The following is a 21,874-nucleotide window of genomic DNA, read 5'->3' on the forward strand; positions in this document are numbered from 1 at the left end:
CCGCCCGGCGCCACGATGGATGCCTGCCATGTCCCCTTCGCCCCGCCCCATCCAGCCCGGAGACCGCGTGTTCCTGGTGGATGGCTCATCCTTCGTGTTCCGGGCCTATTTCCAGTCCATCAACCAGGACCGGAAGTACAATTTCCGCTCCGACCGGCTGCCCACGGGGGCGGTGCGCCTGTTCTGCACCAAGCTTTTCCAGTTCGTGCGCGACGGCGCGGTGGGCATCAAGCCTACCCATCTGGCCATCATCTTCGACAAGTCCGAGGACAGCTTCCGCAAGGCGCTCTACCCGGCCTACAAGGCCAACCGCTCCGATCCGCCCGACGAGCTCATTCCCCAGTTCCCCCTGATGCGGGAGGCGGTGCGCGCCTTTGGCCTCGTGCCGGTGGAGCAGGCGCGCTACGAGGCCGACGACCTCATCGCGACTTACGCCCAGCAGGCGGAGAAGGCGGGCGCGGAAGTGCTCATCGTTTCCGCCGACAAGGACCTGATGCAGCTCATCGGTCCCCGCGTGTCCATGTACGATCCCGCTTCGGGCGAAAGCGGCGGGCGCGGCGCCCGGCCGGAGCGGCGCATCGGCGAGGCCGAGGTGGTGGAGTATTTCGGCGTGCCGCCGGAGAAGGTGGTGGACGTGCAGGCCCTGGCCGGCGATTCCACCGACAACGTGCCCGGCGTGCCCGGCATCGGCATCAAGACCGCCGCCCAGCTCATCAACGAATATGGCGACCTCGACACGCTGCTCGCCCGCGCCGGCGAGATCAAGCAGCCCAAGCGCCGCCAGTCGCTGATGGAGAACGAGGCGGCGGCGCGCGTCTCGAAGCAGCTGGTGGAGCTGGTGCGCGACGTGGCGGTGGAGGTGCCGCTGGAAGACCTGGTGCTGGAGGAGCCCGATGTCCGCCAGCTCGTCGCCTTCCTGAAGGCCATGGAATTCACCACCATCACCCGCCGCGTGGCGGAGGCCTATGGGGTGGACCCGAGCGCCGTCGATGCGGACCCCAGGCTTGCACCGCAGGGCCTGTTCACTCTCGGTGCGGGTGATGAGGGCGGAGCCGAGGCCGGCGCGGCGGCAACCACGGCACCCGCAGGCGCGCCTGCCGGCAAGGCCGCCGATGCTGCCGTGGACGGCATCCTGAAGCCCGCCGATCTCGCCCGCGCCCGCGCCGAGGCGGCTCGCGCCACGCCTGTGGAGCGCGGCGGCTACCGGGCGGTCACCGACCTATCCGAGCTGGAGGCGTGGTGCGCCAGGGCGCGCGACCAGGGGTTCGTGGCCTTCGATACGGAGACGACCTCGCTCGATCCGATGTCGGCGGATCTGGTGGGCGTGTCGCTGGCGCTCTCGCCGGGCGAGGCCTGCTACATCCCCCTCGCCCATGCAGGGGCGGGCGACGGCCTGTTCAGCGAGGGGCTGCTGGAAGGGCAGATCCCGATCGAGCAGGCTATCGCGGCGCTGAAGCCCATGCTGGAGGACGCCGGCACCCTGAAGATCGGCCAGAACGCCAAGTACGACGTGCTGATGCTCTCGCGCTACGGCATCACGGTGGCGCCCATCGATTGCACCATGTGCATCTCCTATGCGCTGGACGCGGGCCTCAACGGCCACGGGATGGACGAGCTTTCGGTGCGCCATCTCGGGCACACGCCCATCGCCTTCACCGAGGTGGCGGGCAAGGGCAAGGCGCGGGTAACCTTCGACAAGGTGGCGCTGGAACCCGCCACCCAGTACGCCGCCGAGGACGCGGACGTGACCCTGCGCCTGTGGCTGGCGCTGAAGCCCCGCCTCGTGGCGGAGGGCCGGACCACCGTCTACGAGACCCTGGAGCGCCCTCTGATCCCCGTGCTCACGCGCATGGAGGCGCGGGGCATCTCCATCGACAAGGCGCTTCTCGCGCGACTCTCCTCGGAGTTCGCGCAGGGCGCGGCGCGGGTGGAGGACGAGATTTCCGAGCTCGCGGGCGAGAAGATCAACGTGGGCAGCCCCAAGCAGATCGGCGACATATTGTTCGGCAAGATGGGCCTGCCGGGCGGCTCCAAGACGCCGACCGGAGCTTGGTCCACCAAGGCCAACGTGCTGGAGGAGCTGGCGGAAACCGGCCACCCCCTGCCGCAGAAGATCCTGGAATGGCGCCAGCTCGCGAAGCTGCGCTCCACCTATACGGATGCGTTGCCCAACTTCGTGAACCGCGACACCCATCGCGTCCACACGTCCTACGCGCTGGCCGCCACCACCACCGGGCGGCTTTCGTCATCCGATCCGAACCTGCAGAACATTCCCGTGCGCACGGAAGAGGGCCGGCGCATCCGCCGCGCGTTCGTGGCGGAAGCGGGCAACAGGCTGGTTTCTGCCGATTATTCGCAGATCGAGCTGCGCCTGCTGGCCGAGATCGCCGAGATCCCGGCGCTCCGGCAGGCGTTCCAGGAGGGGCTGGATATCCACGCCATGACCGCCTCCGAGATGTTCAACGTGCCGGTGAAGGACATGCCGCCGGAAGTGCGCCGCCGGGCCAAGGCCATCAACTTCGGCATCATCTACGGCATCTCCGCCTTCGGCCTTGCCAACCAGCTCGGCATTCCGCGCGAGGAGGCGGGCCAGTACATCAAGCGCTATTTCGAGCGCTTTCCCGGCATCCGCGACTACATGGAGGCCACCAAGGCTTTCTGCCGTGAGCATGGCTATGTGGAAACCCTGTTCGGCCGGCGCTGCCACTATCCGGACATCTCCGCGAAAAACCCCTCCATCCGCGCCTTCAACGAGCGCGCGGCCATCAACGCACGCCTCCAGGGCACGGCGGCGGACATCATCCGCCGCGCCATGATCCGCATGGAGCCGGCCCTCGACGCGGCCAAGCTCTCCGCCCGCATGCTGCTGCAGGTGCACGACGAACTGGTGTTCGAAGTGGCCGAGGCGGAGGTGGAGAAGACCCTGCCCCTGGTGCGCCATGTGATGGAGACCGCCGCCGCGCCGGCGGTGCAGCTCGCCGTGCCCTTGAAGGTGGACGCGCGGGCGGCGGCGAACTGGGATGAGGCGCATTAAGCGAAGGGTGCGCGTGAAATAAATATATCACGTATTCTCGCGTTGAAATTATGCGGATGTGCGCATAATCTGTGAAATGAGCCGGCCGCCACCGGCGCCTTTCACGGAGTGCAGTGACATGGCCGTTTCCGGCCTCATCCGCCGTCCCGATACGACCGCGCAGGGCCGCATGGCCCCCCTGGCGCGGCTGCCGGTGTTCTTCGGCCTTGCGGGACGGCGCGTCGTGGTGGCGGGGGAAGAGGGCGCCGGGCTCGCCTGGAAGGTGGAGGTGCTCGCCGCCGCCGGTGCGCGGGTGGAGGTGTTCGCCGCCGCGCCCCACGCGGAGCTGGAGGCTTTGGCGGCGACGCCGCCCGCCGGCGCGGTGGTGCTGCATGACCGCCCTTGGCGCACGGACGATCTCTCCGGCGCGGCGCTGGCCGTGGGTGCCTTCGCGGACGACGCGCAAGCCGCGCGCTTCGCGGAGGCGGCGCGGGCGGCGGGCGTGCCCGTGAACGCGGTGGACAAGCTCGCCTTCAGCGATTTCACCTTCGGCGCCATCGTCAATCGCTCCCCCCTGGTGGTGGGCATCTCCACCGACGGCGCGGCGCCGGTATTCGGCCAGGCCGTGCGCGCCAAGATCGAGGCGCTGCTGCCGGCGGGCTTCGCGGCCTGGGCGGCGGCGGCGCGCGCATGGCGGCGCACCGTCTCGGGCCTCGGCCTTTCCGCCCACGCGCGGCGCGCCTTCTGGGAGCGCTTCAGCGCCAAGGCCCTGACCGAGCCGAACCGCGCCCCCGGCGATGCCGACCGCGAGGCGCTGCTCGCCGCGGCGAGGCCGGTGTCCGGCGGCTCGGTGGTGCTGGTGGGGGCGGGGCCGGGCGATCCCGAACTGCTCACGCTTCGGGCCGTGCGCGCCCTGCAGTCGGCGGACGTGGTGCTCTATGACGATCTCGTCTCCGGCGCCGTGCTGGATTTCGCCCGCCGCGAGGCGCGCAAGATGCTGGTGGGCAAGACCGGCTACGGCCCCTCCTGCCGGCAGGACGATATCAACGCCCTGATGGTCTCCCTCGCCCGCGAGGGGCGCCGGGTGGTGCGCCTCAAGGGCGGCGAGCCCATGATCTTCGGCCGCGCGGGTGAGGAGATCGCCGCCTGCCGCGCTGCCGGAATTCCCGTGGAGGTGGTGCCGGGCATCTCCTCCGCCCAGGGTGCTGCGAGCCGGATCGCCGCCTCCCTTACCCATCGCGACCATGCGCGGCGGCTCCAGTTCGTCACCGCCCACGCCCGCAACGGCCGGCTGCCCGAGGATCTCGACTTCAAGTCCCTGGCCGACCCGGTGGCCACCACCGTCGTCTACATGCCCCGCCATACCCTGAGGGAGCTGGTGGCGCGCCTCGTGCCTGCCGGCATCGATCCCGCGACGCCGGCGGTGGCGGTGTTCGCCGCCACGCGGCCGGAGGAGCAGGTGGTGCGCGCGTCCATCGGCACCCTGGCCGAGGCGGTGGACCGGGCGGTGGAGGAGGGGGCTTCAGCCCCCTGCATCGTGCTCTACGGCCATGCCCTTTCCGCCGCCATGGCGCAGGCCGAGCCCGGTGCCGCGCCGGCGCAGATGCGGCTGGCGGCTGGGTGAAGCCCGCTGTCGTGCACGCCTGAAAAAAAGCAAAAGGCCGCGCGGGTGTCCCGGCGGCCTTTCTCGTTTTCGCGCCCGGCTGGTCAGGCGGGCATCTGGAAGTCGAGCAGCTTCTTCTGCGGGAAGTCGTAGAGTCGGCCGGTGTCCTCGAAGCTCGGCAGGCACAGGGGCAGGATGGCCGCCGCCGCCTCTTCGGGGGTAGGCAGGGTCATGGGGTCCTCGCCGGGGAAGGCCCTGGCGCGCATGAGCGTGCGGATGGGGCCGGGGTTGAACAGGTTCACCTTGAGATTGCCGTTGATGGCCTCGGCCGCCCAGGTGCGGGCCATCACCTCCAGCGCCGCCTTGGTGATGGCGTAGGGCCCCCAATAAGCCTTCGCCTTGTGCGCCGCTCCGGAGGAAATCACCACCGCGCGGGCAGTGGTGGAGAGCCTCAACAGGGGATCGAACGAGCGGATGCAGCGCCAGTTGGCGGTGAGGTTCACGGCGATGGTCGAGTCCCAGTCCTTCGGCAGCACATGGCCGAGGGGCGAGAGCGGGCCGAGCACGCCGGCGTTCGCCACATACACGTCAAGCCGGCCATAACGCTCGTAGAGCGCGCCGCCCAGGCGGTCGATGCCCTCGCCGTCCTTCAGGTCGAGCGGCACCAGGGTGGCGTTGCCGCCGATGGCGGTGATGGCGTCGTCCAGCTCCTCGAGCCCACCTTCGCTGCGGCCCACCGCAACCACATGGGCGCCCGCGCCCGCGAGCGCCAGGGCGGTGGCGGCGCCGATGCCGCGGGTGGCGCCGGTGACGAGGGCGATCTTGTCGGCGAGGGGCTTGTCGCCCGCCGGGCTGAGGTCGGTCATGGGTGCTCCGGGCATTGTCGTCGGGGGGCGAGATGGGCCGTCATCGCGCCGGAAGCGGCTCCCGCGCGCAGAGGCTCCCGGCAATCTCTACAAGTTATTGATTTTTCGCACGTTTTTTGTGTGCGTCAGCATCTTCTTCGCTTGAAAACGCTATGTAGTCCAGCCCTTGACCCCCCGGCCGCGACGCCGCAGGCGGAGGAGGGTGGCGCGCTGTGCGGACCGCGCCACCCGGTGCGGGCTCAGCTCGCCTCGGCGAGCAGAGAGAGCTGCTGCGCGCCCACGGCACCGGCACGATCGGTGAGGGGGGTCGGGTAATCACCCGTGAAGCAGTGGTCCGTGAACTGCGGCCGCACCGGGTCGCGGCCCTCGTAGCCCATGGCCCGGTAGACGCCATTGACCGTGAGGAAGGCCAGGGAATCCGCTCCGATATAGCGGCGCATGCCTTCCAGGTCATGGGTGGCGGCGAGCAGCTTGTCCCGGTCGGGGGTGTCGATGCCGTAATAATCCGGGTGGGTGATGGGCGGGGAAGCGATACGGAAGTGCACTTCCTTGGCGCCGGCATCGCGCATCATCTGCACGATCTTCACGGAGGTGGTGCCGCGCACCAGGCTGTCGTCCACCAGCACGATGCTCTTGCCTTCCACCACGGAGCGGTTGGCCGAGTGCTTCATGCGCACGCCCTGGTCGCGGATGGACTGGGTGGGCTGGATGAAGGTGCGCCCCACATAATGGTTGCGGATGATGCCCAGCTCGTAGGGAATGCCCGAGTGCTGGGAGAAGCCGATGGCCGCCGGCACGCCGGAATCCGGTACCGGGACGATCACATCGGCGTTGGCGGGGGCTTCCTCGGCGAGCACGCGGCCGAAGGTCTTGCGCACCTGGTAGACGGAGCGCCCGCCCACCACCGAATCCGGCCGCGCGAAATAGATGTACTCGAAGATGCAGGGCCGGGCCGGCACCTCGGGGAAGGGCTTGTAGGACTGCAGGCCGTCCTCGTCGATGACGATGACCTCGCCGTTCTCCACGTCGCGCACGTAGCGCGCGCCGATGATGTCGAGGGCGCAGGTCTCGGAAGCGAGGATGGGCGAGCCGTCCAGCGTGCCCAGCACCAGCGGGCGAATGCCCAGGGGATCGCGCGCGCCGATGAGCTTCTTGTTGGTGAGGGCCACCAGCGAGTAGGCCCCTTCGAGGCGCTGAATCGCATCAATGAAGCGGTCGATGAAGCGCGGCTTGCCGGAGCGCGCCACGAGGTGGAGGATCACCTCGGTATCGGTGGTGGACTGGGTGATGGCCCCCTCGCGCACGAGCTGCTTGCGCAGGGTGAGGCCGTTGGTGAGGTTGCCGTTGTGGCCCACCGCGAAGCCGCCGGAGTCCAGCTCCGCGAACAGCGGCTGCACGTTGCGCAGCAGGGTCTCGCCGGTAGTGGAATAACGGACGTGGCCGACCGCGGAATCACCGGGCAGGCGATCGATGACGGCGGCGTCGGAGAAGGCATCGCCCACCAGGCCCAGGCGCCGCTCCGAATGAAAACGCCGGCCATCGAATGAGACGATGCCGGCGGCTTCCTGTCCGCGATGCTGCAAAGCGTGCAGGCCGATGGCCGTCACCGCCGCGGCGTGGGGATGGTTGTAGATCCCGAAGACGCCGCATTCCTCGCGCAGCCGGTCGCCGTCGAGGTCGAGATCGATCGTCGAGGAAGAACGGGCGTCTGCGCCCGCGCCGTTCATGCCGCCTGCGTCCATATTGTCCATCTTGCACCTCCGCTCGGCGGCCCTACTGGCCGGTGCCGCGCGTGCTCTCCAGCAACTGATCGAAGCCCTGTTGGTCCGTGCGCCGATAGGCGGCGGACCCCTGGCCTGCCTGACCCTGACTTCCTTGGGCTCCCTGAGCGGCGCCAGCCGCCGTGCCTTGAGCCCCGGAACCCGAGCCTGCGTTGCCGGAACGCTGGTTCCCCGCCGGGGCCGCGGGGCTTTCCCCCTCCTCGGGGGCGGGCTGCTTCTTTAGCTTGTTCAAGATGGTGTTTTCAGGGTCATCCGGCAACTGGGCCATCAGCCACTCGCCCGTGCTTTGCAGGGCGGGGCGGGATTTTGCATCCGCGACCCATGCCGGCTGGTTCTTGGACGGCACCAGCCAATTGAAGAAAAGGAAGGCAACCACCATCACGAGCAGGCCGCGGGCGAGGCCGAACATGAAGCCCAGGGTGCGGTCGAGGGCGCCGATTCGGCTGTCGAGCACCAGGTCGGAGATGCGTGCGGTGACGATGGAGGCGATGAGCAGCGTGCCGAGGAACAGTAATCCCACCGTCGCGGCAAGGGCGGCCGTGTCCTGGGAGATGTACTGTTTCACGTAAGGCAGCACGGGCTTGTAGAAGAAGAGCGTGACGCCCGCGGCGACAGCCCACGACAGGATGCTGAGCACTTCACGCAACAGGCCCCGCACCATGGCGAGGACGCCTGAAATCAGCATCACGGAAATGACAATGATGTCCAGTAGGGTGACAGGCATTGGTGCATCGGTCCGTGGTCGTTGGCGCGCTGGACAGGCACGCCCTGCCGCTCCACGCCATGCGGAGCGTGCCGCGCGGGTCATATAGCCCGCGTATCCCGCCTCGTCATCTCCCTGTTTCGTCAGTCGTCGTCCATGTCTGCCCCAGTGGCGTTGGAGGCCACGCGGGGGCGCGCGTTCCCTCCGCCCTGAGCCGGGCGCATGGCTGCCTTTCGCGGCGCGCGGGCCGCGATGGAGGCCACGAGCTGCGCGAGGGAGGAGACGGCCTCCATCTCCACCGGCGCGGCAGACCCGTCCTGGCCGCCCGCGGGGATGACGGCGCGGGCGAAGCCGAGCTTCGCCGCCTCCTTCAGCCGCGCCGGCGCCTGTGATACCTGCCGCACCGCCCCGGTGAGGCTCGCCTCGCCGAAATAGACCGCATCGGCCGGCAGCGGCGCCCCGGTGAGGGAGGAGACCAGCGCCGCCGCCACCGCGAGGTCGGCCGCCGGCTCGTTGATGCGGAAGCCGCCGGCGACATTGAGATAGACATCGTGCCCGCCGAGCCGCACGCCGCAGCGGGCATCCAGCACCGCCAGCACCATGGAAAGCCGGTTGGGGTCCCAGCCCACCACCGCCCGGCGGGGCGTGCCGAGGGAGGAGGGCGCGACCAGCGCCTGGATCTCCACCAGCACCGGCCGCGTGCCCTCCATTCCCGCGAACACCGCGGTGCCAGGGGCGCCGAGGTCCCGGTTGGAGAGGAACAGCTCGGAGGGGTTGGCCACCTCGCGCAGGCCGCCGCCGGTCATCTCGAACACGCCGATCTCGTCGGTGGGGCCGAAGCGGTTCTTCTGCGCACGCAGCACGCGGAACTGGTGCCCGCCGTCGCCCTCGAAGGAGAACACGGCGTCCACCATGTGCTCCACCACACGCGGGCCGGCGATCTGGCCGTCCTTCGTCACGTGGCCCACCAGGATCACGCAGGCGCCCGTCTGCTTGGCGTAGCGCACCAGGAGCTGGGCGGAGGTGCGCACCTGGGTGACCGTGCCGGGCGCCGATTCCACGCTGTCCGACCACATGGTCTGGATGGAATCGATGACCACCACATGCACCGGCGGGCCGCTGGAGAGGGTAGCGAGGATGTTCTCGGCGTTGGTTTCGGCGGCGAGGCCCACCTTTGCGCCCGCAAGGCCGAGACGCTGGGCGCGCATGCGCACCTGGTCCACCGCCTCCTCGCCGGAAACATAGACCACATTGAGCCCGCGGGTGGCGAGGGCGGCCGAGGCCTGGACCAGCAGGGTGGACTTGCCGATGCCGGGATCGCCGCCAATGAGAAGGATCGATCCGGGCACGAAGCCGCCGCCGGCCACGCGGTCGAGCTCGCCGATGCCGCAGACGAGGCGGGGGGCGGGATTGCCGGCGCCCTCCAGGCTCTCCAGCGCGAAGGCGCGGCCCTTGCGGGATGAGCGCTGGGCGGCGGGCACGGAGGCCGCGACGGCGACCTCTTCCGAAATAGTGTTCCAGGCGCCACAGGCGTCGCATTTGCCTTGCCAGCGCGTGTAGACGGCGCCGCAGGACTGGCAGACGAAGGAGTGGTCACGCTTGGCCATGGGTGGTTCCGCTCGGGCACGGCGGCCGAATCCGTCGTGCCCGGCGGGAGCTTACATCATCGCCCGGCGTTTCCGGCGGGCGGGGGCGGAACCTCAGCAGGCCTCGCGCAGGACCGGCGCGCTGAAGGCGCCGAGGCCGGTGGCGATGAGCTGCTCGATCTCGCGGAAGGTGGCCTCCATCTCGGTGGAGATGGCATCGTGCAGCACGCTCAGCTTCTCGGCGCGCTCGCGCTCGCGGCCTTCGAGCAGCGCCAGGGCGGCGCCGATGACGGCCTGCGGGCCCTCGAAGCGGCCGGAGGCGACGAAGCGATCGATGAGACCGGTGTGTTCCGGAGAAAGATCGAGTTGATCCGACATAGGGGCCTCTCCACGAAAGCGCAGGCGCCAGGGTCATTCGCCGGGAAGTCGGGCAGGAGAGCGTGACACATGGCGCAGTTTTCCTGCGCGCCGCATCGAGCACCTGCGACCGTCAGCCAGCTTCGGGCGTGGCTTCATGATGGCCGCGACATGGTTAATTTTTGCTTAAGGAATGGTACGGGAAGCCTGTGCCGGCAAGGGGCGGCGGCTTCATGGACCGTAAACGGGACGCGGCCGGAGCAGGGGTGCCGCTCCGGCCGCGTCTCGCATCGTTCCGCCTGCGCCGTCACATGATCTGGCGCAGCACCATGTAGAGGCCGCCGGAGAGCAGGATGGCCGCCGGCAGGGTGAGCACCCAGGCCATGAGCAGGTTGCGCACCGTGGACATCTGGAGGCCCGAGTTGTTGGCCGCCATGGTGCCGGCGACGCCGGAGGACAGCACATGGGTGGTGGACACCGGCAGGCCGTACATGTCGGCGGCGCCGATGGTGGCCATGGCCACCACCTCGGCGGCGCCACCCTGGGCGTAGGTGAGGTGAGTCTTGCCGATCTTCTCGCCCACGGTGACCACGATGCGCTTCCAGCCCACCATGGTGCCGAGGCCCAGCGCGATGGCGACCGCGATCTTCACCCAGATGGGGATGAACTTCGTGGCCTGGTCGAGCTGGCGCTTGAAGGCGCCGAGGTTGTCGCGGGCGGTGGCGTCCAGCTTCGGCGCGCCGATCTTGTTCATCACCCGGATGGTCTCCGAGGCGAGGTACATGTCGTTGCGCATGTTGGAGACGGAGGCCGCCGGCACCTGGGCGAGGGTCTCGTGGGTCGCCACCATGTCGGAGATCTCGCGGGTCACCTGGGCGAGGGCCGGCACGGTCTGCGCGGTCGGCTCGTGGTCGCGCACGAAGGCGGTAAGCGCCGCGCGCGGATCGGCCGGGGCCTGAACGCCGGCGGAAGCGGCCACCAGCGAGGCTTCCGTCGCCTGGGCGATGGCACGGAACTGGGCCACCTCCTCCACGTTCACCGCGCGGTTCAGCGCATAGGCGGTGGGCACGATGCCGATGAGGATCAGCATGATGAGGCCCATGCCCTTCTGCCCGTCATTGGAGCCGTGGGCGAAGGACACGCCGGTGCAGGTGAGCACCAGCAGGCCGCGAATCCACCACGGCGGCGGCTTGTGGCCCTCCGGCGCGCGGTAGAGCGCGGGGTTCTTCACGGTGAGCTTCAGCGTCAGCAGCATCAGGCCGGCGGCGATGAAGCCGATGAGCGGCGAGAACAGGAGCGCGTAGCCCACGTTCGCGGCCTGCCCCCAGTCCACGCCCGAGGTGCCGTCGCGGCCCTGCACGATCTGGTTGGCGATGCCGACGCCGATGATGGAGCCGATGAGGGTGTGGGAGGACGACGCCGGCAGGCCGAGAGACCAGGTGCCGAGGTTCCACACGATGGCCGCGATCAGCAGCGCGAACACCATCGCCATGCCGGCGCCGGAGCCCACGTTCAGGATCAGCTCCACCGGCAGCAGCGAGACGATGCCGAACGCCACCGCGCCCGACGACACGAGCACGCCGAGGAAGTTCCAGGCGCCCGACCAGACCACCGCGAAATGGGCCGGCAGCGAATTGGTGTAGATGACGGTCGCGACCGCGTTGGCGGTATCGTGGAAGCCGTTCACGAACTCGAAGCCGAGCGCGATCAGCAGCGCGACCACGAGCAGGATGAAGGGCAGCACCGCCAGGGTGTCGGTGCCCGAATCCACAACGTCCCGCCAGATGGAGAAGCCGGTGAAGCCCAGCCCGCCGATCAGCAGGGCGAAGAAGAGGAAGATTTCCAGAAGGCCATGGTCTCGATCCATGGACGCGCGGCGGGATGATGCGTGGTGCTGGCCACCCGCCGGGGCGGCGTGGCGCGGCGTCGCGGCTTGCGACATGAACGTCTCCATTCAACCATCGGAGGATCGCCCATCCGGCGATCCTCCCTTGGTTGCCAGGAGGCCGTGACACCCGAGTGACGCCCGTGGATACCGCCGGCGGGCGACGGTCGGGCGCGAGGACCTTCAGCCGCCGATGTAGCGGCGCAGGTAACGCCCGCCGAGCGCGGTGAGCACCTCGTAGCCGATGGTGCCGGCCTTCCGAGCCAGCTCGTCCACGCCGATGCCCTCGCCCAGGAACACCGCCGTGTCGCCGCGGGCCACGGCCTCCGGCGGCAGGTCCGTGATGTCGAGCGTGGCGAGGTCCATGGAAATGCGCCCCACCAGCGGGCAGCGCCGGCCGGCGAGCACCGCCTCGGCACCCTTGCGCGCATCGGTGGAGCCGGCGGCGCGGAAGAACCCGTCGGCATAGCCGATGTGGACCGTGGCGAGGCGGCTGTCGCGCTTCAGGCGCTCGGTGGCGCCGTAGCCCACCGTTTCGCCGGCGGGCGCGTGGCTCACCTGGATCACCCGCGCCTCAAGGCGCACAACGGGCTTCAGGGCCGGTTCCCCCGCGATGGCGCCGCCGCCGTAGAGCAGGATGCCCGGCCGCACGAGATCGAAGCGGAAGCCCTCGCCCATCAGAGTACCCGCCGAATTGGCGAGCGAGGCACGGACACCGGCGAAGCGCCGGGCCACATCGGTGAACACCTGCCGCTGGCGCGCAGTGAGGGCATGGCCCGGCGTGTCCGCGCAGGCGAGGTGGCTCATGACGAGGCTCGGCGTGAAGCCGAGCGCGGCGGGTGCTTCCGCAAGGCGCGCGGCCTGCTCCAGCGAGACGCCGAGGCGATGCATGCCGGTGTCCACATGGATGGCGGCGGGCAGATCGGCGCCCAGGGCGCGGCAATGGGCACCCCATTCGGAGATCTCGGGCTCGGAGCCCAGCACCGGGCGAATGCCGTGTGCGACGAAGGCCGCCGCGGTGCCCGGCAGCAGGCCGTTCAGCGCGTGGATCACGGCATCGGGCAGGAGGGCGCGCAGGTGCACCGCCTCCTTCAGGTGCGCGACGAAAAAGGTGCGCGCGCCGGCGCGCCACAGGGCCGGTGCCACCCGGTCGATGCCGAGGCCGTAGGCATTGGCCTTCACCACCGCCGCGCACTCCGCAGGGGCGGCGCGGGCGGCGAGCGTGCGCCAGTTGTCGGCGATGGCGCCGAGATCCACCGTGAGGATGGCGCCGGCCTCGGCCGCGGTGTCCGCGCTCAATGGCGCTCCGGCAGGTGATCTTCCCGCGCCAGGTTCGAGAAGCGGGTGAACTGCGGCTCGAAATGCACCTTCACCGTTCCCGTCGGGCCGTGGCGCTGCTTCCCGATGATGATTTCGGCCGTGTTCTCGGCCGCCTTCATCTCGATCTCCCACTTGAACCACTCCTCTGTGCCCGGCTTGGGTTCCTTGTTCTTGAGGTAATATTCCTCGCGGAACACGAACATGACCACGTCGGCGTCCTGCTCGATGGAGCCGGATTCGCGAAGGTCCGAAAGCTGGGGCCTCTTGTCGTCTCGCGCTTCCACCTGACGCGAAAGCTGTGACAGCGCCATGATGGGCACTTGCAGCTCCTTCGCCAAGGCCTTGAGGCCGGTGGTGATCTCCGTGATCTCCTGCACGCGGCCCTGGGAGGCGGACTTGCCGGAGCCGGACAGGAGCTGAAGGTAGTCCACGACCATGAAATCGAGCCCGCGCTGGCGCTTCAGCCGCCGCGCGCGCGCCACCAGTTGGGCGATGGAGATGCCGCCGGTGTCGTCGATATAGAGCGGGATCTGCTGCATGGTCTGGGCGGCGGCGGCGAGCTTGGAGAACTCGGCCTCCGAGATGTCGCCGCGGCGGATCTTGTAGGAGGCGATCTCCGCCTGCTCGGCGAGGATACGGGTGGCGAGCTGCTCCGAGGACATTTCCAGGGAGAAGAACCCGACCACGCCGCCGGAGACCGCTTCGATGGAGCCATCCGGCTTCTGCTCGCCGCGATAGGCGGCGGCGATGTTGAAGGCGATATTGGTGGCGAGCGAGGTCTTGCCCATGGCCGGGCGCCCCGCGAGGATGATGAGATCGGAAGGCTGCAGGCCGCCCATCTGCTGGTCGAGGTCGTCGAGAGCAGTGGCGATGCCGGAGAGGTGCCCGTCGCGCTGGAAGGCCTTGGAGGCCATGTCCACCGATTCGCGCAGCGCGTCGCCGAACTTCAGGAAGCCGCCGTCGTAGCGCCCGCTCTCGGCGATCTCGTAGAGGCGCTTTTCCGCCTGCTCGATCTGCTCCTGGGGGGAGGCGTCGACCGTGGCGTCGAACGCCTCGTTGACGATCTCCTCGCCGATGCGGATGAGGTCGCGGCGCACCGAGAGGTCGTAGACGGCGCGGCCGTAGTCCTCGGAATTGATGATGGTGGTCGCTTCCGCCGCCAGCCGCGCGAGGTATTGCGGCCCGGTGAGGCCGGCGACGTCGAGGTCCGCCGGCAGGAAGGTTTTGAGCGTCACCGGGGTGGCGATCTTGTTCGCCCGAATGAGGGCGCCCACCACCTCGAACAGCTTGCCGTGCAGCGGCTCGTAGAAATGGCGCGGCTCCAGGAAGTCGGAGACGCGGTAGAACGCCTCGTTGTTCACCAGGATGGCGCCGAGCAGCGCCTGCTCCGCCTCCAGGTTGTGGGGCGCCTGACGGTAGGTGGGGACGATCTCCCCCGCGTTCGGAAAGTCGAGCATGGTCACGAGTCCACGGCTTGGGGGTCTCGTTTAGCAGGACCGGGGTTCACGAGTCCCTTCCCGCCGCGTTGGGGCGGGAAGGAAGATCATCCACAGCGGTGAACTCCGGGGAAAGCGGAGAAAAGCCCGCCGTCGCCCTTTCAGGCCATGGCCTCGAGGATTCGCACCCAGCTGCGCGTGCCCTTGTGGAACGAGGTGAGGTCGTATTTCTCGTTCGGCGCGTGCACGCGGTCGTCGTCCAGGCCGAAGCCGATGAGCAGGGTGTCCACCCCCAGCAGGGCCTTGAACTGGCCGACGATGGGAATGGAGCCACCGGTGCCGATGGTGACCGGCTTCACGCCCCATTCCGCCTCCAGCGCGGCGGCGGCCTTGGCGAGGTCCGGGCTCTCCGGCGGAACGAGGAAGGCGCGCGAGCCCTCGCCCTTGCCGAGTTCGGCCCTGCAATCCGCCGGCACGCTTGCGGCGACGAAAGCCGCGAGGGCGTCGCGGATCTTCGCCGGGTCCTGGTCGGCCACCAGGCGGATGGAAATCTTTGCGGTGGCCTTCGAGGGGATGATGGTCTTCGAGCCTTCGCCGGTATAGCCGCCGTACATGCCGTTCACCTCGAAGGTGGGGCGGGACTGGATCTGCTCGATGAGCATCCGGTCCGCCTCGCCGATGGAGCGGCCGAGGCCCACCGGGCCGAGGAAGCCTTCCGCCGTGAGGCCGAGCTGCGCCCAGCGCGCGCGCACCTCCGCCGGCGGCTCGCGCACATCATCATAGAAGCCGGGGATGGTGACGCGTCCGTCCGCGTCATGCACGTCGGCGATGATCTTCGCGAGCACATGGACGGGGTTGGCGGCCGCGCCGCCATAGAGGCCGGAATGCAGGTCGCGGTTCGCACCGGTGATGGTGAGCTCGGTGTGCAGGATGCCGCGCAGGGAGGTGGTGATGGAGGGGGTGCGCGCATCCCACATGCCCGTGTCGCACACCAGCGCGATGTCGGCTTTCAGCGCATCGCCGTTGTCCGCGAGAAAGGCCGGCAGGCTGGGGGAGCCGCACTCTTCCTCACCCTCCAGCATCACGGTCACGTCCACCGGCAGGCGGCCGGTGGTGGCTTTGATGGCACGCAGGGCCTCCAGGAAGGTGAGCACCTGTCCCTTGTCGTCGGCCGCCCCGCGGGCGACGATGGTGCGGCGCCCGTCCGTCGTCTCGCCGAAGCGGGGCTCGAAGGGCGGCGTCTGCCACAGGTCCAGCGGGTCCACCGGCTGCACGTCGTAATGGCCGTAGAACAGCACCCGCCGGGGGGCGCCGGTGTCGGTGCGGCCCACCACCACCGGATGCCCGGCGGTCTCGTGCACCTGCGCGGCGAAGCCCAGTTCCGTGAGCTGCAGGGCGGCCCATTGCGCGGCGGTGCGGCAGGCGTCCTTGTGGGCGGGATCGGTGGAGATGGAGGGAATGCGCAGGAACTCGAACAGCCGCGCCAGGGCGGCATCAAGCCCGCCGTCCACCGCCTGCAACGCCTGATCCACCGCCGTCATCGCATCCTCCACCTTCGCGGGGCCGGGGCCCCGCCTTCCATGTCTCGTCGCCTGTCCACGCCGTGCCGCCGGGGGAACCAAAGCGCACCTTCGGCAGGAACGCCGGGAGGGCACGCGCCAGGCGCATCCGCCGTGCGACTGTGGCCATGGCGCCACGAACCAGCCCCGCGGGACTCGCGGCCGGATGCTGGCGCGCTCACGCGGCTGGCGCAAGCTCTCTTCAAGCTTTGCTTTCTGGAAGGCCGCGCGCCGCGGTGGGCCTGTTCCCGGGTCGGCCGCGGGGACGTGCGCCGGCTGCGGCGTGCAATGGTGCAACAGGCCCGTGTGGGCTGCGCGGCTGGCGCAAAAGGAGAGGCTTAGCTGCCAAGGGGGCGAGGCGAACATGGTGGGCGGATGCAAGGGCGTGGCGCGCGACCTGCAATGGAGCGGCAAGACGGGAACGGTACTCGTGCAGGCCCGAGGTCCTGCCGCGGCATGCCGGCCCAGGGCCGCTCGTCTGCCGTATCGCTCGCCTGCCGCTGTGCGAAAGCTTCGCCTCCGCGGCACTGCAATGCCGCCCTGGAGAACGAGACAGGCCGGGGAACGCCGTTTCGGCGTCCCCGCCGTCGTGTCAGCTCAGGGGGGAGAGGGCCGCGGAATGGCCGCCCTCGGCCGGAACCGGCTCTGCGGTGGCCGGGACCGAGGCGGCGCCGATGCGGCCCACGCGGCGCGCACGCTGCATCACGGAGCCGATGCGGCGATAAAGCAGGCGCGGCGCCAGCGGCGCACCCAGCGCGGCCTCATAGCCGCCGCGCACGGCGGAACGGACCAGCGCCTGCGCCGGCACGTCGGCGATCAGGATGGCCGGGGCGCCCGCGCCGTCGCGGAAAGGGTTCTCCGGAACCTGCTCGGGATCGTCCACCTGCACGACGAGCACGTCGGCCTGGACCGGGGTGGGGGCGTGGGCGACCTCTTCGAGGCTCGCGGCTTCCAGGACGCCACCCACGCCAAAGGCCGTGAGAGCCTCCCGAAGCGCCATGCGACGCTCGACCTGGGAATCAACGAGGAGAATGCGGGCGGTGGGCAACACCTTCATGAGGCGCTCCATTTGAAAGCGCGTGCATCCGGCAAAGGCCAAGATGAGACGCATTATTCAAGGCGTTATCCGATGGAACCCCGCAATCCCATCGGTGCGCTTTTAAGATACCTGTTATGCGTGCATGAAGCAACTGCCCCCTACCCGGGTCGGGTGCCACTTTTTGGCCGGGCTTTTCTTGGCCTCGGCCGCGGGCGGAAGCGCCGTAAGGCGGGTTCGCTGCATTAGCGGCTAATGCTTCCGAGTATCCCGCGCAGAATGGCGCGCCCGAGCTGCGTGCCCACCTGGGTCGCTACCGACCGGGCGACCTGCCGCACAACCACTTCGGTTGTGGACATGCGGGTGGAGGAGCGGCTGGATGTTCCGCTTCTCGGCACGCTGGTGCCGCCGGTCTTTGCCGCGCCGGCACGACCCGCGGTCTTCGGCGTGGTCGTCTCGGGCTTCACCTCGGGCAGGCCGAGCACGGTGCCGAGCACCGAATCCAGGAACCCACCGCGGCCGGAAGGGGCGGGCGCCGCGGTCTCGCCCGATGGGGTGCCGGCCGGGTCGTCGGCCTTCTCCTGCAGGCGCTCGAAGGCGGATTCGCGGTCCACGGCCGTGTCATAGACATGGCCCACCGGGCTTTTCGCCATGATCGCCGCCCGCTCGGCCGGCGTCAGCGGCCCGACGCGGGCGGCGGGAGGGCGCACCAGGGTGCGCTGCACGATGGAGGGCACGCCGTTGCCTTCGAGCGTGGAGACCAGGGCCTCGCCCTTGCCCAGCTCCATGATGACCTGCGCCGTGTCGAGCGCCGGATTCGGGCGGAAGGTCTCGGCCGCCGCCTTCACCGCCTTCTGGTCGCGCGGGGTGAAGGCGCGCAGCGCGTGCTGCACCCGGTTGCCGAGCTGCGCCAGAACGCTTTCCGGCACGTCGAGCGGGTTCTGGGTGACGAAATAGACGCCCACGCCCTTGGAGCGGATGAGGCGCACCACCTGCTCCACCTTCTCCAGCAGGATCTTGGGCGCCTCATCGAAGAGCAGATGGGCCTCGTCGAAGAAAAAGACGAGCTTGGGCTTTTCCGGATCGCCCACTTCGGGCAGCTGCTCGAACAGCTCGGCCAGCAGCCACAGCAGGAAGCAGGCATAAAGGCGCGGCGCACCCATCAGCTTGTCCGCTGCCAGGATGGAGATGGTGCCGTAGCCGGAACGGTCCACCCGCATGATGTCGCGGATGTCCAGCGCCGGCTCGCCGAAGAACTTGTCGGCGCCCTGGTTCTCCAGCATCAGAAGCTGGCGCTGGATGGCGCCCACGCTTTGGGTGGAGACATTGCCATACTGGGTGGTGAGCTCCGCCGCATTCTCCGCCACATGGGCGAGCATGGCGCGCAGGTCCTTCAGGTCCAGCAACAGCAGGCCCTGCTCGTCGGCGATGCGGAAGACGATGTTGAGCACGCCTTCCTGGGTGTCGTTCAGGCTCATGAGGCGGGAGAGCAGCAGCGGCCCCATCTCCGACACCGTGGCCCGCACCGGATGGCCCTGCTCGCCGAACATGTCCCAGAAGATCACGGGGAAGCTGTCCGGCGTGTAGGTGATGCCCACTTCCGCCGCGCGCGAGAGCAGGAAGTCCTTCGGCTCCCCCGGCACCGCGATGCCCGAGAGGTCGCCCTTGATGTCGGCCGCGAACACCGGCACCCCTGCGCGCGAGAAGCCTTCCGCCATCACCTGCAGTGTCACCGTCTTGCCGGTGCCCGTGGCGCCGGTGACCAGGCCGTGGCGGTTCGCGAGGCGCAGGGTGAGGTACTCGCCGGCCTCCACCACGCCGGGCGGCTGCGCCTTGCCCGCCGCCTTCGCGCCCCGGGCAGGCTTGGCCGCCGGTGCGCTCGCGGGGGGAAGCACCTTTCCAAGAAAGATCTTGCCGTCCACGTCAGGGCTCGATGCTGGGGCCTGGAGCGTCATGGGTCTATCTCCCTGGAAACATCCCCGGCCGCTTCCTCGCGAAGGGCTGAGTCGAATGCCCTGTTGTCGCGCGCTTTCCCGCACGGGGGCAAGCTTGCCGGCGGGGCGCCGGGAGGTCGCCCCCTTGCGCCGCGCCAGCGCCGCGGGCAAGCTGCGCCGCGCGAGGGGCCCGGCCCGCGCCGCAGGTGCGGCCCGAGCGTCGAGCGCGGTTCAAGGAGCGAGCATGGACGAACTCATCGCCCGGCTGACGGCCCGGCTGAACCTCACCCCGGCCACTGCGCGGGGGGTGGTGGGCCTCGTGCTCCAGTTCCTCGACCGCGAGGCGCCGGCGGAGGTCATGCAGCCGCTGCTGGATGCGCATCCCTGGATTCCGGAACTGGTTGCGGAAGTCCCCTGCGAGCCGGCGCTTCCCGCCTCGGAGCGTTATTTCGGCGGCATGGCGCGGCTGATGCAGGTGGCAGACCGGATGATGGCCCTCGGCCTTACCATGCCCCAGGTGCAGGCGGCGGTGCGCGAGACGGTGAACTACGCCCGCGAGACCGCCGGCAGCGAGCCGGTCGACCGCTTGGTGCGCGCCGTGCCGGGGCTGCGGCAGGTGGTGTGAGGTCGGCGCGGGCCACTTCGGCTGTCGGCAGGATGTGGACGGAACACCGCCGATGCTCATTTCATGTCGTGCAGCCTTGAAAACGCGGCGCGCAATCCGTATGAGGAGGGCGTGCCGCAGTAGCTCAGCTGGTAGAGCAACGCATTCGTAATGCGTGGGTCGGGGGTTCGAATCCCTTCTGCGGCACCATATCGGCTTCCGAAGCCGTCCTTTAGCATCCAAAAAAATTAGAATTATCAATGATTTAAGGTGTCCTGATGGTCCGGTGGGGTCCATTGAGAGCCGGTTGAATCTCGCGCGCGTGGGCATGTTCGCAGGCATCGCGTTTATGCCGACACAGGGGGTGCCTGCAGATGGCGCTCACGGACATGGTTTTGCGCAATGCAAAGCCGCAGGAGAAGCCTTACAAGCTGTTCGAAGGCGGCGGCCTGCACCTTCTGGTCAATCCCAATGGAAGCCGCATTTGGCGGTTGGCGTATCGCTTCTCCGGCAAGCCGAAGCAGCTTTCATTCGGCCCTTATCCCACCGTGTCACTGGCCGACGCCCGGCAGAAAAGAGAGGACGTCAAAAAGCTGCTCCTCGACGGCCAGGACCCCTCCACGGTCCGCAAACTGGACAAGGTCCGTGCCGAGGTCGCGAAAGGAGCAGCTTCGGGCTGGTGGACGGGGAATATACCGCGCGGCTCGAAGCCAGAGACTCAGCCCCCGCAACCATTGCCAAAAACAGATGGCTGCTTGAAGTGCTAGCGGGTCCAGCGCTGGGCGGGCGGCCGAGCAGCGCGCCATATCGGCCTTCAGAATCGCTTCAAAGCGCTCGGACGTGCAGCAAATTTCAAACATGTAAGGGGTCTGGTCGCCGGCTGGGTCCTTGCGGATACAGATGAGCCTCGCAGGTGCATGGGCAGGGTGGTGGGTGCGCCGCTGATGCTACTCAGGCGATATCTGCAAGTGCCGCTCACTGGTTTGGCGCTGCGCAACGTGAGGGCGACGGTTCAGTCGTTCTGCCCGTCGACTGTGGCGGTTTTCATCTCGTGCTCTATCCAGTCATGAGCGGTATTCGAGCCTAGGTGATCACCATACGGCCAAGTTAAAGAAGTCGCTGGGTTGGCCGTTACCGTGCGGCCAGGGTGGTTGATACCCATCAGAATTGATGGCGATACTGGAAATCGATTCATGGTGGCGAAGATCCCTCCATCGTCCGGGGCCATGCGTCTTTGCACCATTTTTATGCCCCTGCGTCAGTCCGGAGTGTTTTCGCGCAAGCCGCTGTCGGGGATTGGTGTGAGTGCATGTGCTAAGGGATATGAGTAGCCGACTCACAAAAACTGTCACCATGAGAGAGATGATGCAGGACGAAGAAATTTGCAGGAAGTGAAGGGGCGCACATGGTTTTACGAGTTCGAGCTTCCTGATGGAACAAAAACATCAACAAATATTAAAGATGCAATTCTGCCTATTCACACCTCTCGGCGGGGCAAAACGTTGCGAATTATCCGCGATAATGTTCCTAATTCATCTGAATTAACCGCATTTGATATTGCCTCTCATGAGTGGTATTATTATGTAGAGCTTTCTAGGCATTTCAAATCCGTGCGCGGATATGAAATTCGCAAGTCCAGCCGGGATGCCGCATGGCTCATCACGCGGGCGCTCGGCATCAAGAATGTAGAATATGTCGAAGCGGATATGCAGCGCATGCCATTCGATCCAGAGCAGGTAGCGGATTTTGTTCTACTTTATGGTTTGATTTACCATATGGAAAATCCAATTCACACCCTGAGACTGGCCAGCCAGATGTCTAGGAAGCATATTCTGGTTGAGACGCAGGTGTTTCCTTACGATATGTCCGGCCGGATCGAGGATGGGCATTATGACAGCCTTCGCCCCATCGAAGGTGTGTTTGGGCTGACGCCGGATTATGCCGCCCAGCGCGAAGGTGGCTCGACGGATTTGGCTCTCGTTCCGTCATTGAATGCCCTGCTGTTTCTGATGCGTGGCTTCGGCTTCTCCCATCTGCATGTCCTGCCGAGCGAGTTGGGTGATTATGAGCAGTTCTCCCGGGGCGCGCGGGTCGTCGTCTACGGACGTAAGCCCTGATGGTTCCCGCGCGGGGAGCGCCTGAAATGTGCACGTAGAGCGGGCGCGCGTCATCATCCGCGACGGTGGGACTT

Annotated in this window: 16 protein-coding genes and 1 tRNA gene; 6 read left to right on the plus strand and 11 right to left on the minus strand. The window is 68.2% G+C overall.

Features of this window, described 5'->3' with window-relative positions; translation table 11 throughout:
* Window positions 1-28 precede the first annotated feature (28 nt).
* Together polA and cysG are read left to right on the plus strand one after the other, a co-directional pair.
* Entirely contained in the window at window positions 29-3,034 is a 3,006-nt protein-coding gene (gene polA / locus V5F61_RS01485) for a DNA polymerase I (protein WP_393987104.1), read from the plus strand.
* 118 nt (window positions 3,035-3,152) lie between these two features.
* Window positions 3,153-4,637 carry a siroheme synthase CysG gene (cysG, locus tag V5F61_RS01490; RefSeq protein WP_393987105.1) on the plus strand — a complete coding sequence of 495 codons (1,485 nt, stop codon included), beginning with the start codon at window positions 3,153-3,155 and terminating at the stop codon, window positions 4,635-4,637.
* 83 nt (window positions 4,638-4,720) lie between these two features.
* On the opposite strand, the gene V5F61_RS01495 is transcribed toward cysG, so the two are convergent.
* The 11 genes from V5F61_RS01495 to V5F61_RS01545 all read right to left on the minus strand — a co-directional run bounded on the left by V5F61_RS01495 (window position 4,721) and on the right by V5F61_RS01545 (window position 19,100).
* Window positions 4,721-5,482, minus strand: coding sequence for an SDR family NAD(P)-dependent oxidoreductase (locus V5F61_RS01495; protein ID WP_393987106.1), 762 nt, complete (start codon window positions 5,480-5,482; stop codon window positions 4,721-4,723).
* A gap of 239 nt (window positions 5,483-5,721) precedes the next feature.
* On the minus strand, window positions 5,722-7,209 hold the full coding sequence (gene purF, locus V5F61_RS01500; protein ID WP_393987128.1) for an amidophosphoribosyltransferase: 1,488 nt from the start codon (window positions 7,207-7,209) through the stop codon (window positions 5,722-5,724).
* A 46-nt stretch (window positions 7,210-7,255) separates the two neighbouring features.
* Window positions 7,256-7,987 carry a CvpA family protein gene (locus V5F61_RS01505; RefSeq protein WP_393987107.1) on the minus strand — a complete coding sequence of 244 codons (732 nt, stop codon included), beginning with the start codon at window positions 7,985-7,987 and terminating at the stop codon, window positions 7,256-7,258.
* A 122-nt stretch (window positions 7,988-8,109) separates the two neighbouring features.
* The gene (gene radA, locus V5F61_RS01510; protein ID WP_393987108.1) at window positions 8,110-9,573 is read right to left on the minus strand and encodes a DNA repair protein RadA; all 1,464 of its coding nucleotides are present in this window, start codon (window positions 9,571-9,573) and stop codon (window positions 8,110-8,112) included.
* A 93-nt stretch (window positions 9,574-9,666) separates the two neighbouring features.
* Window positions 9,667-9,930, minus strand: coding sequence for a hypothetical protein (locus tag V5F61_RS01515; RefSeq protein ID WP_393987109.1), 264 nt, complete (start codon window positions 9,928-9,930; stop codon window positions 9,667-9,669).
* Window positions 9,931-10,216: 286 nt separating this feature from the next.
* Complete coding sequence (locus V5F61_RS01520; protein ID WP_393987129.1) at window positions 10,217-11,776, minus strand: inorganic phosphate transporter; 1,560 nt, start codon at window positions 11,774-11,776, stop codon at window positions 10,217-10,219.
* A gap of 201 nt (window positions 11,777-11,977) precedes the next feature.
* Window positions 11,978-13,093, minus strand: coding sequence for an alanine racemase (gene alr / locus V5F61_RS01525; RefSeq protein ID WP_393987110.1), 1,116 nt, complete (start codon window positions 13,091-13,093; stop codon window positions 11,978-11,980).
* Entirely contained in the window at window positions 13,090-14,571 is a 1,482-nt protein-coding gene (locus V5F61_RS01530) for a replicative DNA helicase (RefSeq protein ID WP_393987111.1), read from the minus strand. Before V5F61_RS01530 ends, alr begins: the two co-directional genes overlap by 4 nt.
* A 140-nt stretch (window positions 14,572-14,711) precedes the next feature.
* Entirely contained in the window at window positions 14,712-16,091 is a 1,380-nt protein-coding gene (locus V5F61_RS01535; RefSeq protein ID WP_393987112.1) for a dipeptidase, read from the minus strand.
* Window positions 16,092-16,701: 610 nt separating this feature from the next.
* Window positions 16,702-17,166: an ANTAR domain-containing protein gene (locus V5F61_RS01540; protein WP_393987113.1), complete on the minus strand. Its 465-nt coding sequence runs from the start codon at window positions 17,164-17,166 to the stop codon at window positions 16,702-16,704.
* A 224-nt stretch (window positions 17,167-17,390) separates the two neighbouring features.
* A complete protein-coding gene (locus tag V5F61_RS01545) occupies window positions 17,391-19,100 on the minus strand; it encodes a helicase HerA-like domain-containing protein (RefSeq protein ID WP_393987114.1) in 1,710 nt (569 codons plus the stop codon).
* A gap of 223 nt (window positions 19,101-19,323) precedes the next feature.
* Here V5F61_RS01545 and V5F61_RS01550 point away from each other — a divergent pair, with 223 nt between their 5' ends.
* From V5F61_RS01550 to V5F61_RS01565, 4 genes are all read left to right on the plus strand, one after another.
* The gene (locus tag V5F61_RS01550) at window positions 19,324-19,704 is read left to right on the plus strand and encodes a DUF2267 domain-containing protein (RefSeq protein ID WP_393987115.1); all 381 of its coding nucleotides are present in this window, start codon (window positions 19,324-19,326) and stop codon (window positions 19,702-19,704) included.
* Window positions 19,705-19,817: 113 nt separating this feature from the next.
* Window positions 19,818-19,893 (plus strand) — tRNA-Thr (locus tag V5F61_RS01555).
* 164 nt (window positions 19,894-20,057) lie between these two features.
* Entirely contained in the window at window positions 20,058-20,450 is a 393-nt protein-coding gene (locus V5F61_RS01560) for an Arm DNA-binding domain-containing protein (RefSeq protein ID WP_393987116.1), read from the plus strand.
* Window positions 20,451-21,074: 624 nt separating this feature from the next.
* Window positions 21,075-21,800: a methyltransferase domain-containing protein gene (locus V5F61_RS01565; protein WP_393987130.1), complete on the plus strand. Its 726-nt coding sequence runs from the start codon at window positions 21,075-21,077 to the stop codon at window positions 21,798-21,800.
* The last annotated feature ends 74 nt before the right edge of the window (window positions 21,801-21,874 follow it).

The organism is Xanthobacter sediminis (assembly GCF_043195015.1).
GTDB lineage: Bacteria > Pseudomonadota > Alphaproteobacteria > Rhizobiales > Xanthobacteraceae > Xanthobacter.